Here is an 11,980-nt window from a genome sequence, read left to right on the forward strand (position 1 = left end):
CGTTACCCCTTCACTTGATCGGACGTAGCAGTTGGATCGGGTAGTGAAGCGATGATAGAGGAAACTGTGGTAAATCCTGTTCCCGAATCTCGGAGCTTTTCGCATGGTAGGAGCTGGGAATTAACCACTTTGAGGTGGCAAAGATTTCGCATAGTTGCGGTGAAATGGTCGTTGTGAACGGGTTCGATGAAAACAAGTAAGCAGCCACCTTGCTTCAAACGAACGATAAGTTCCATGAGAGCAACGAACTCTAGGGTTCGTTGTGAATTGAGGAGATTCTGCCAGAGTCCGGTGAGTGCTAGTCCGTCGACAATGCAAATTTCCGGTTCGGCATCTTGCCCGTTAGCGATTTCTAGACCGGGAGCTAGGCTTTCTACGGTGACAGGCAAATCATGGTTTCTGGCGACCTCGAGCAGGGCACTAAATCGCGGAGCTGTCTGATCGCCAACGTAAAGTATGTGAATATCCCAAGGATCACAGCTTTCCTGAGTTGCCACGTTGCTGTCATCGCCTAGCATTGCTGCAAGGTATCGCCCAGAAAGCTGGGAACTGCTGTTGAGTGCGGCTGCGTATCGACCGGCGCTATGCGGATTGGTGCTTTGGCTTGGCAGGGGTGGAAAGTCGACAAGACTATGAAGGCGCTGTGATCGCTGCCGCGGATTGGGTGGAATGCTTTCAATCGTATCCACTGGGGAAGCAGGTGTGGGGAGCGTGAGTTTTTCCGCCCTTGTCAGCCGTTGGCGAATTCGTGAACTTTCCTGCCTGCTCCAAATAATTTGCAAGGCCACAGCGGCGGAAAACAGCAATACACCGATGCCGACGAAGGCGCCGAGGTGAAACAGTGCACCTATGGCGACGAGCACAGCTCCGCTTCCCACGAGTCCAATAAGCGAGCGCAGCTGGGTAAGTTTCGAAAGCAGTGCCTTCATTATCGCCAAACTCCACGGGTGTCGATGACAACAGCATTCGGGGCAAGTTGCTTCGCAGTAGTCGCCCGGAATTGCTCGTGGTCAACAAGCAATACCAGCACATCAGTGTGAGCAGGAATTGCAGACAACTCGACCAACGCAACATGGTCGAAAGATGCCAACTGGGGCGGCAGTTTATTGATATTTGGTTCAACAACTGCAATGGATCCATGAGAGACTGCGGTAGCTACCGCTTTGCTAATTTCCACTGCAGGAGATTCGCGCAGATCGTCAATATCGGCCTTAAAAGCCAGACCGAGTAGTGCGATGGTTGGATTGTCAATGTGTTCTATAGCGTCCAAGATTTTGCCGAGTACCCACTGTGGTTTCGCATTATTGACTTCCCGTGCCGTCCGGATTAGCTGTGCTTCTGTTGGTGCTGAGGCAACGATAAACCAAGGATCCACCGCGATGCAGTGCCCTCCAACACCCGGGCCTGGTTGCAGAATATTGACCCGGGGATGGTGATTCGCCAGATCAATGAGTTCCCAAACGTCGATATCGAGGGACGCAGCGATACGTGAGAGTTCGTTTGCAAAGGCGATGTTAACATCGCGGAATGAATTCTCAGTGAGCTTGGCCATCTCTGCGGTTCGGTCGTCGGTTGCAAGCAGTTCGCCGTGGCAGAAGCTTGCATAAATTTCCGATGCACGTCGAGTGGCCTCTGGGCTTGCACCACCGATGATTCGATCGTTGGAGCGTAATTCCTCCATTGCTTTCCCGGGCAGAATTCGCTCTGGGCAGTGCGCAAAATATAGAGTTTTGCCTGGATTTTCGTTTGCTCCTGGTGACCCATCACGGAACAAGTCTGGTCGCAGCTCAAGCAGATAATCCGCCATTCGACGGGTGGTAAGCGGTGGGGAAGTAGATTCCAGAACCACTAACTGATCGCCGTCCAAGACCGGAGCAATCGCTTCGGCTGCCGACAAAATGAACTTCATGTCTACGCTGTGGTCATCGTTGAAAGGGGTAGGAACTGCAATAATGTAAGCGTCCGCTGATACGGGGGTTGTCGTGGCCCTGAACCGACCCGAATCGAGGGCTTTGCGGAGCTCAGTTTCTAGGCCAGGTTCCAGTATGGTGACTTCGCCTCGATTGATCTTTTCGACGTTGTCGGCGTTGATGTCGAAGCCGATGACTTGCATCCCGTGGTTGGCCATTACTACTGCGGTCGGTAAACCGATATATCCGAGTCCGACAAAACACACAGACGGTGCACTCATGAAGTAGCTTCCTATTGGCAATTGTTAATGATAAGAACGATGGCCTCGTTGACCACTGCCGACGTGTTGACAGTGGATCACTGCCGACGGGTAGGAACTGGAGAAATGCTAAAAACACACTTGCTCCCGGGAAAGAGGCACAGCGCTTTCAGCTTAGCAGCAAAATGCTTTCATATCCCCCAAAGGGGCGAGGTGTACCCGAGTGGTTTCTGTCGTGAAAAGTCGACCTGCGCTGTTCCGGATGAGTTTTAACTCCCCTGAAAGCACCTGGAAATTAAAACCTGCCTGCAATCGTAAGTAGAACACATACGCTGGTAGCGCAGTCCCTTCGCAACAATGCAGTGGGCAGCCCTGTCGTAACAATGCAGTGGACAGTCTACAACCTGAGGTCAGCGCTTGGCATGGTTGGTATTTGTTCGGGCGAAGTTGAGGGTGGTGGCTCCAGGTACTCGCCTAGCGACAACGGTAGTTAGATGTGGTGTTATTCTTGACCCGACAGTGTGTAAAACCTCCAAGGCTCTTTCAACGCGCCGCTGGAACTGAGCACATCTTCGGAAGAAAGCCAACGATAGATTGATGAAAACCTCAGGTGTTCAGAGCTTAGATGCCAGTCACGCCTATTCTGCGCTAAAGCCGGTGACGGGCAGGCCTCCGCTAGGTTTATACCTTCAACGTTTGTTTCAGAGACGCTATTTTATCCGTGCTGAAGCTCGTGCCAAGGTGGCAACGAGTAACCAAAATTTGTTGCTAGGACGAGCCTGGCTCATTCTTGGTCCGTTGCTGGATGCCGGGGTTTATGGCTTGATCTTTGGAGTGTTGTTGAAAACCTCCCGTGGTATTGAGCACTTCATTCCTTTTCTTCTCATTGGGGTTACGTTCTTTGGGTTTTCTAGTAAAGCACTCAATGCTGGCTCTGGGCTGATTTCTGCGAGGAAAAACTTCATCAAAGCGTTTGCCTTCCCGCGAGCAGCACTAGTTCTATCGCAGTCACTCAAACTGATCTACGACTCCATCCCTATGGTACTGGTGGCCTTAGCTGTGACATTATGGTTTCCGCAAGGCATTGGATGGCCATTCTGGACATGGTTGTTGCTGCCAGTAGTGTGGGGTCTGCAAGCGATTTTCAATACTGGATTAATCTTTGTTGGGGCAACGCTCACCGACGCTCTTCCCGACCTAAAAAGGGTCATAAGTTATGCAACACGGATTTGGTTCTATTCCTCTGGGGTGTTTTTTTCCGTCGACGCCGTCGTCAGCGGTAATCCGATATTGCGGCAACTGGTGAACTTGAATCCCGCATATTGGATTCTCGATATGGCGAGAGACTTGGTGGTGTATGGAGAAATTCCAACACTAGCTGCTTGGTTGCGTCTCGTAGCCTGGGCGCTCGGAACGTTGCTGTTTGGGTTCTTACTGTTTTGGGCGCGTGAAGAATCCTATGGGAAAGGTTGAGAGGAGTCGAGGTTATGCAAGACGAAGTTACTAGCAAAGACCAGGTAGCGGTGCACGTCGAACATCTCAGCGTCCATTACAAGGTGGATGTGTTGCCGTCACCGAAACAATCGCGGGAGCAGAAATCTCGTTCATTGTTGGGCTCTTTCCAACGGACAAGAAAGCGATTAGTAAAAGCCTTAGATGACATCCATCTCACAGTCAATGATGGTGAATCGGTGGCCTTGGTTGGTCTCAATGGATCTGGAAAATCGACCCTATTGCGGGCAATCGGTGGTCTTGAAACGCCAACATCCGGATTTGTGTTAGCGAAAGAGCAGCCAATTTTGCTTGGCGTCTCCGCCGCCCTTGAATCAGGCATTTCGGGGTACGAGAACATTCGTCTGGGCTGCCTCGCAATGGGGTTGTCGCCAGCAGAGATTGACGAGCAGATCGATGAGATTCGCTCCTTTATCGACATCGGCGATGCCATCTTCAACCCGATGAAAACCTACTCTTCCGGGATGCAGGCGCGATTGCGATTCGCAATCACCACAATGGTCGAACCGAAAATTATGATGATCGATGAAGCGTTGGCTACCGGAGACTCCTCATTTGTCGAGCGCTCGCGAAAAAAAATGCGGGGCCTTACAGAACGTGCAGGAACTTTGTTTTTGGTCTCTCACGATCGGAAAACTGTGCGCCAGATGTGTGACCGGGCAATTTGGCTACATCAAGGTCAGCTCATCGCTGATGGCGAAACACGGCCACTGCTGGATCTATACAACACTTTCATTGGCATGCTAAATGAGGGAAAGCAGCAGGAGGCCGCCGAGTTTGCGGTTTCGGTTCGACAACAATAGCTCGGCACGCCCGTTAGATCTCAGCAGCTAGTTGTGGTTGAAGCATTCCGAGCGCAAAGGATCCACCTCGATGATGTGAGCAGGTGCCTTAGGACGGAACGCGATATGCAACAGATCCTGATTCTCGTGCCGGAGCTGAACGGTGATTGTGTCGCGTGAAGTCGCTGCATTCGCTTGCAAAGCGTTGTCGAGGCTGAATACCGTAACACTGACAGGTTTTTTGCCGGTCGTGGTTTTCCTAACAGCTAGTGACGGTACGCTTGTACCGTTTGCAGTTGCGATCCACCCCAGCCGCGGCTCGTGCGATCCATAAAATGCTTCGATCTTACTCGTGGGGGTTACTTGGATCATGCGAAGGACACGATTGTTCACGTTGATACGTACGACGTCTGTGGAACCAGTAAGTGAATCGAGACTAGTGCCTTGAGTAAATAACCAAGTGGAGGCGAGCGAAACCTCGGCTTTGCTGTCGTCCGGATGAAGCCAATCGGCAATTACCAGTGTTTTCGCCTCTGGAACAAACACCACTTGACGTTCCCTTGCGCCGTGCTCGTAAGCGCGATGAGCGATGCCAAAAGAGTACAAGGGGACGGCTGAAGCACCTACAAAGCTCGTTGAGGCATAGTTTAGTTTAGCTCCGTGTTCCCATTTGAAATGGCCCAATCCTGTAGCAATAGGTCCGTTGTGTCCATGCTCAAGTTGCTCGTAGGATCGAACGACTTTGTCGTTATATCCGGAGAATCCTGGATCGCATAACACCTGATCGGTTCCGTCAGTCCAGACAACACTGAGATGATCACGATGACCGTGAATTCTCCGGAATGTGCCATACCTTGTTGCTAGATGTGAACGATGAGAAGCATCTGTGTGCTCATAGCCGTCGCGGATAAATAACCAACCGTCGCGATACACTTTGATTCCCGAGACCAGCGGGCTCGCCGGCACATCAATCGTTGGACGTGCCTCGGGCTTCCATGAGCCAGGCATCGTGTCGCCGAACGCAACAGGAAACCCAATAGAATTGGTAGCCCATGCGGTGAAATCGGGGATGAGATGGATCCGATCAAAGTCCTTTGGCACACTACCGGTGAGGGATTGAATCTTGTCCTCTGCGGTTTTTAGACGTCGATACATGTAACCGGCATAATGGGTGGCCTGTTCGGAGATAACCCCTTGCTCGTCGGCATATTCTTTGATCGCATCACAAATACGTCGAGAACCTAAAGTAATAGCATCGTCGCTCTGCAACAAATTACCCAAGTCAAGGAGGGCGATAGACTGATCAAGTCCATGATTCCAAGCTCCATCATAATGCTCGTTTGCACCTAACCACATGAGATGTTGCTGCAACAGTGCAACATGTGGCTCCAGATCCACTAGACCTAAACCAATAGCGTTACAAAGATTTATCGCCCGAAGCGCAGTCTGATGTGCGCCCCAGGCAGGTTCATCAGCTTCAGTTGCGAACGAAGAACACCATGAGTTAATAACTGAGCTGGCGAGCTCTTTGATTGAGGGATCGCCCTCTTTGAGGAACTTGCCTTGCAGGGGATTCAAGAAACCGAAAGAGTGGAGACGGAAGAAGTCCGTAGGGTTGGCATTGTTCGGCTGCCAACTATCCTCACCCTTCCAAAAGGCAAAGTTGTCCCCTCGAATTCCTATCTTTCCCTTTCTGAGGTCGTCAATGTAAGACTCAGTAAACGCAAAGTGATCCTGCCAGTAGGACGAAGCTGTCATGGAGGCAACGTTAGCATGTCCGACGGATTTGGTCGTGTAGTGAAAATTTTCGCATCGTTTGCTATCTGAAGTTAAGCTGATGGTCATTAGGGTTTGTGTTGTGCAAACTTAAAGGTGCCATGCGGATATGTAACGCTAAGGACATTCATCGTGCTCGCGATAGGGAAGGCCGATCCGGCAAGGAATGGCCTGGGTTGGCTGCAGGTTTGAGGCACTGGTTTCAATTGACCGAACAGGAAAACAGGTAGGATCAAGTCAGTGGCGGCTTGCGCGCTCGGTTAACGGCTGTCTCCAGCGACTCACTCACAGGAAGATCGCCTGCGAAACTAATTGTTTCATCTGAAGGTTTGCCTGCTAGGCGTCGTCAATCATGACATGGAGTAGCACGCTCCCGCGACCACTGACAAGAAAAATATTAAGTTCTTGTATTTTCAACTGCTGGGCCATCGAATTTGAGGAATAAAAATGAAAGCTGTTGAGCATGTTATCGTCACCATGAGCAGGGGTGACGAAGGGAGGTTGGAAGACTGGCTTGACTACCATTCGAACCTCGGTTTCGACCGATTCATCATCATTCTGGACAATCCAATTGACGATTCTGAGCAAGTGCTACATGAGCTACAACAGCGAGGCCTGAATATTGAAATAATCATCAAAGAGCCCTTTGGTGAATACTTTGATAATATCGCCCCCACCCAATTTAATGCGGTTCGTGCGAAGTGGGTGAAGGAAAATCAAGAACTCATTGCTTCTATGGATCGTGAGTATCCAATCGTCGATCCTCTATCGTGGCGTCAGTATCTCTACTTTCCGCCGTTGTTGAAGCAGCTTTCTGAAAGCGGGAAGGATGGGTGGGTATCGGTGCTTGATGTTGACGAATATATAGTGTTGCCGCAGGGCACAAAAATCGACCAGCTGACCGATTCCACAAAACTAGATCGGCTCTCGTTTCTCAACTTCAATGTTGATATGAGTGGCTGGGATGGTGTCGAGTGTGTGCGGCGCTTCGCTAATCGCTGGGCTTTTGAAGATGTAAAGGCATACGGGAAAGGTTGGGATCGACGTGTTAAATCGCTGGTGCGATTTAGTGCCAGTTACCCCATGGTTTCCGTGCATGGTATTTCGAGGTCTAACGGGGAGGTGTTGGACTGGCAAAATTTCTACCTGATGCACTATAAGTATCCCACGATGGACGCTCTGCCTTATAGCGTATTGGATCTCTCTTTGGCCAAAGACTTGTCGAAAGTTTATGTCAAACCAGATTCTTTGGGCGGCAGGAAAGAGGTATTGAAGAGCCGTGCGAACCAGGCGGTACACCTAGATTTTCGTGACATAGATGCCTACCTTGATCAATGTGAAACCAAGCGTGTTATACATATACCAAGATCGGGAAATTATCGATCCGCAGTAGCTAATTGTGGGCTGAACACTTACCTTGAAGGTCGTGGTATTGAGGTAGTGGCTATTTTTCAGAAAAAATTAGCGGGTCTCGCTGAACTCCCAGCTGAGTATTTGGGAGAATTGGTAGTGCTGCATGTGGCACGGGTTAATGACGCTGCCCCGCTACTTGATCACTATGGAAATCTTTTCGCGACTGCCCAGTCAAAGCTCGTGGTCGTTACTGATGAGGAATTGAGTGAAAAATCTGCCGAATCGCTACTTGAATCATTCCCAATAGTCGACCATATTTTTATTCAACAAGCTGAGCTCGCAAACCATCCTAAAATAAGCTCGATGGCGCCCGCAGCGAGTGCCATTCGAGCCGATATGGAATCGGGTACGCGGCTTTGGCGCATCGCAACGTTTGCTAATATGCCGGAGGATATTGTCCAATACCGTAACAACCCTCGTTTGTGGGAGTTGGAACGTCTTGGCGATGGTACGTACCAATCTGTGGAGCCGCTCCAGAATATCATACGCAGTTTTGACATCGTCTACTGTGATAATTTGGAGATGGTATTTGTTTGTAAATCCGTAGGGACAAAGGCTATGTTTGTTTGCCCCCCAGGAAATAGCGGTACCGAGATTTTGAAGCAGCTTCATGGAGCCGATGACTCTTGCAAGATTTTGCTGAGTTATAATGAAGCTCTGCGTGATCTTGGTATCATTGAGTAAATTCCGCTGTATTCCAAGCTTTAATCGTTTTTGCATTTTAGAATGCTCACCCTGTCGCAATGCCTAGCAGTTGCCCTGATGTCCAACAGGCATCCTGTTTCAGTCACCCCACAGTCATATGTCGCTGTTCAGGGATCGACGGATCAGTGTGACACAAATAAAAACGGTCTCCGACTGGGTATTGCGGCCATCGCCAAATAAACCATCTCACCAGAATCGTTGGATCTGGCAATGTAGTGTGACCTGCAGCATCCCCATCGGTGTAGCAGACCTCTTCGAAACCCAGGTCCATCATGTTGTGGGCATGCTGTTTCGATCCGTTGAGCTGGAAGTTCTTGTTGTTCGTGCCGGAGAGATGGGTGATCACACAGTAATCTTCGTCGCGGTGACAACGCTGAAACCTGCGTGCCCAGAATGTTGCGAACGAGGGCGTTTACGGGATCATATGACCCGTGGACTTAACTGACCTCTCACTCGACGGATTCCTCACGAAATTCGTAGTCAAAGTCCCTCGTTTTGGACACTTTAACCCGGTGTATAGAAACATCATCTATCGACAGCATTATGATTGTGTCGCAGCTGATGTCTTCGTCACTTTTAGTGCTGCTATCCGTATGTTCTAACGTATGGTGCTCGATACGAGGAGCGTCTCGGCTGTCGCAGGCTGATGATTATCTGCTTGCACACCATGAACGGAATCGGTCTTAACCTGTATAAAACGTAGACCATCGACAACCCCGACTTAATGGCAGGGCTAAAGAAAAGCAGGATCGATGAACATGTGGGGAATCACTTGAGGTGTTCCCGTTTTTAGGTCTACTACGCTGTAGTGGAAAAAGAACAGGTGGCCTAAGTCGCCCTGGTGGTGGCAATGCTGCGTTCAAACCCTTGCAGCAGAAGATTGATGCAGGCTCGCAGATTCAGCTGAATGGTGTGGGCATGCCAGTGAAACTGCTGGTAGAGCATCGTTGAACAGATCTGGTAAGGTCGCGCCACTGAAATTGGTACGCTACTGTCAAACAATAAGCTCGAAAATAGGTTGACCAATTGCAGTGACTGACCTCCAGTTATTTCTCGATTTCCACCATGTTCTCACCTGCTTGGAGTAGTCCGTTGCGGCACTGGCCATAGAGGCGGCATTGTTAGAACGTCTGTGCGGAGGATGAGGGCGTGGCTGATTAACAGCGCAGTCCTTGTTGAAAAGTTTTGTGGCGGTCAGGCGTTGGGAGATTCCGTCGTGGCCGCTAATCTAGGGACTTGCTTTCGTCCTATTGCAAGGTTTGATCATATCTGATGATGACAAGCCGTTGCTCACCCCTAATATGGTTGTAAAACTCCTCGCAAAAGGTAGGGCACAGGTGTCAATAGCCAACGAGTACGACGTTACCCGCGCGTGCAGCAGTGAACTTGCATGAAGCGGCAGTCGAAAACCTCGCGCAACGAGACCGGTTGCAGAATATCTTCCTTGGGACATTGACTGCGGAAAACGCAAAAAATAACGCGATATACCACGCCTTTAGGGCGCATCTGAAAGCCCAACTTGTCGGGTTAATAGCGTGATAAAAGGTGAGTGTGTGGAGCAGCTAACATGATGTCGAGAACTTGTTCGATTCAAACTTGTGGTTGACTTTGATCCGCAGCAGGAACCGCTGCCTGGGCAAACCAGTGCCGGCGGTATTTGACATATGTCTCGGAAACTGGAAGATGACGGTTGGGTAATGCGCATTAGGCCCGGTGTAAAGATAACGGATCTCGGGAAGAAAATGTGGGCTATGTCGGGCAGTCTTTCTGTGTGGAGGGAATCCTTAAATGTGCAGAGTTGGTATCGATGGGGTTGTTCCAGTGCTTAAGGCGCTTGAGTGACGAGATGGCCCAAGTATAGAAAACGCCATGACACAACGAAGGTTTGTCTCGCGCAAAATAGGACGTGTCTAGGTGCGCATTGGAACAGTGCAAAAACCTGGCCTGATGGTGAGAATCCCGCCGGGGTTGAAAGTCTTTAAAGATCACCGGTGCCTCTGTATTGTTGACATCTGCGCTGTGGCGGACGCTGTGTGAGGACGGAAGTTGCGCTAGTGCCTCATCTTACGGTTCCTATGTGCACGGCGGCGAGCTGCCGAAGCGAGCCTTCTTTCTTCGATTAAAAGTGCTTTTTCGCACAAAAAGTGCAGATTCGTTGCTAAACATGAAAATTTTCTAGCCATGTTGCTCCTTTGGACGATCTCCAACTTTGGCTCCTTCCACGGAGAAGTGACGCTTGATCTGCGCGCTCCTGGTTTCAGCCGCAATCTGCCGAGGGATGGGGACTGGTACTCCAACACCAACCGGGTGATTGCTCTCTACGGCGCTAACGCATCAGGCAAGTCCACAGCGCTCTTATCATTAGCCCAAGCAGCACTGGCAATACGTACCTCGATTCGCTGGGGCGGCTATGTGGAAAAACTTCGCAACCCGCACATGCTCAACCAGTCCGAACCATCTTCTTTTGAGGCAGAATACGCCTCAGCGGGAATCCGCTACCGTTGGCGCGTCTCGCTCACCGATGCGGGAATCGCTGAGGAATCGCTTGAAGCTAACGATAAAGGCCGATGGAAACTCATCTTTACCCGCACCGACGATAGGATCGACTTCGGAACTGCCTCGGGGATCGGCCGAGCCGACCGACACATTGTGAGGAATTACCTGCACAATTGGTGTCTTGCGCTGAGCGCATGGGAGACTCTGAAAAATCCTGGCGCATATGCGGAAGCCTCGAGCTGGTGGCTGACGGTCAGCATGGTAGGAGTTCTGCCTGAAGTACCCGATCATGTGATTTTAGAACGAATATTCTCCCACAAAAATCTTGCCAAACTCGCACCGGCAGCAATGCAAGCGGCTGACCTTGGCATTTCGCGGATAGAATTGGCCGAAGAAGAAGCGCCCGCAGAGATTGCTGCAGCGGTTCGAGCTCTGAACAAAGTGTTCCTCAATCAGATGGAGACATCAGGTGCCGAGGGGGAGGAAACGGACGCGGTCGACATCGATGAGATTGACTCGGACAATCAGGGAGAACGAATTCTACGAAAGTACCTACGCTTCAATCACGACGTTGCCGGCGGAGATAGCTTCCAGCTTGCGGAAGATCGGGAGTCGGCAGGAACGAGAACATGGTTCCACCTGATACATGCTGCGATTTTGCGTCTCCTTCTTGGAGGGGTGTTCATTGTAGACGAGCTGGATTCGAGTTTGCATCCGTACCTCACAGACTATCTCGTTAGCCTGTTTCAGGATCCGGAGGTAAACAGATCCGGTGCTCAGTTGTTGTTTACGACGCACGATACAACGCTTCTCGCTGGGACTCGTGCAGTCGACTTCCACCCTTCGTCAGTTTGGTTTGTAGAGAAGCTGAATTCCATCTCTTCTCTCTACTGTCTCGCCGACTTTGAAGTTCGCAAGAATCACAATATCGAGCGCCGTTATCTACAGGGCCGATTTGGAGCTGTACCCTTCTTGAATTCTGATATTCGTCAAGCTCTTATCGATCTGCCTATTGAAGTAAACGATGAGCGCAGGTGAAAAATGGTAAGGAAGAACGGTCGAAATCGGCGTCCGAACCGAAAAGCGCGACAAGCTCGGGTTCGGTGTTGATTTACCGTCAGGGAAC

7 protein-coding genes are annotated in these 11,980 nt (G+C 50.5%); 4 read left to right on the forward strand and 3 right to left on the reverse strand.

All coding sequences use genetic code 11. From position 1 onward, the window contains the following. Positions 1-2 precede the first annotated feature (2 nt). Both CCHOA_RS03810 and wecC read right to left on the reverse strand, forming a co-directional pair. Positions 3-929: a hypothetical protein gene (locus CCHOA_RS03810; RefSeq protein ID WP_123927067.1), complete on the reverse strand. Its 927-nt coding sequence runs from the start codon at positions 927-929 to the stop codon at positions 3-5. Next, a complete protein-coding gene (gene wecC / locus CCHOA_RS03815) occupies positions 929-2,191 on the reverse strand; it encodes a UDP-N-acetyl-D-mannosamine dehydrogenase (protein ID WP_123927070.1) in 1,263 nt (420 codons plus the stop codon). The genes CCHOA_RS03810 and wecC overlap by 1 nt, the downstream gene beginning before the upstream one ends. A gap of 675 nt (positions 2,192-2,866) precedes the next feature. Here wecC and CCHOA_RS03820 point away from each other — a divergent pair. Beyond that, a complete protein-coding gene (locus CCHOA_RS03820) occupies positions 2,867-3,643 on the forward strand; it encodes an ABC transporter permease (RefSeq protein WP_164472379.1) in 777 nt (258 codons plus the stop codon). A gap of 14 nt (positions 3,644-3,657) precedes the next feature. After that, complete coding sequence (locus tag CCHOA_RS03825) at positions 3,658-4,485, forward strand: ABC transporter ATP-binding protein (RefSeq protein WP_123927077.1); 828 nt, start codon at positions 3,658-3,660, stop codon at positions 4,483-4,485. Positions 4,486-4,512: 27 nt separating this feature from the next. Here the strand turns inward: CCHOA_RS03825 and CCHOA_RS03830 are convergent, their stop codons facing one another. Continuing rightward, positions 4,513-6,309, reverse strand: coding sequence for a heparinase II/III domain-containing protein (locus tag CCHOA_RS03830; protein WP_123927081.1), 1,797 nt, complete (start codon positions 6,307-6,309; stop codon positions 4,513-4,515). Positions 6,310-6,687: 378 nt separating this feature from the next. Between CCHOA_RS03830 and CCHOA_RS03835 the strand changes: the two genes are divergently transcribed. Both CCHOA_RS03835 and CCHOA_RS03840 read left to right on the forward strand, forming a co-directional pair. Beyond that, complete coding sequence (locus CCHOA_RS03835) at positions 6,688-8,337, forward strand: glycosyltransferase family 2 protein (protein ID WP_123927084.1); 1,650 nt, start codon at positions 6,688-6,690, stop codon at positions 8,335-8,337. 2,202 nt (positions 8,338-10,539) lie between these two features. After that, positions 10,540-11,892 (forward strand): AAA family ATPase, encoded by a 1,353-nt coding sequence (locus tag CCHOA_RS03840; RefSeq protein WP_123927087.1) that lies wholly within the window; start codon positions 10,540-10,542, stop codon positions 11,890-11,892. Positions 11,893-11,980: the final 88 nt, after the last annotated feature.

Origin of the sequence: Corynebacterium choanae (assembly GCF_003813965.1) — a bacterium.
GTDB classification, from domain to species: Bacteria; Actinomycetota; Actinomycetes; order Mycobacteriales; family Mycobacteriaceae; genus Corynebacterium; species Corynebacterium choanae.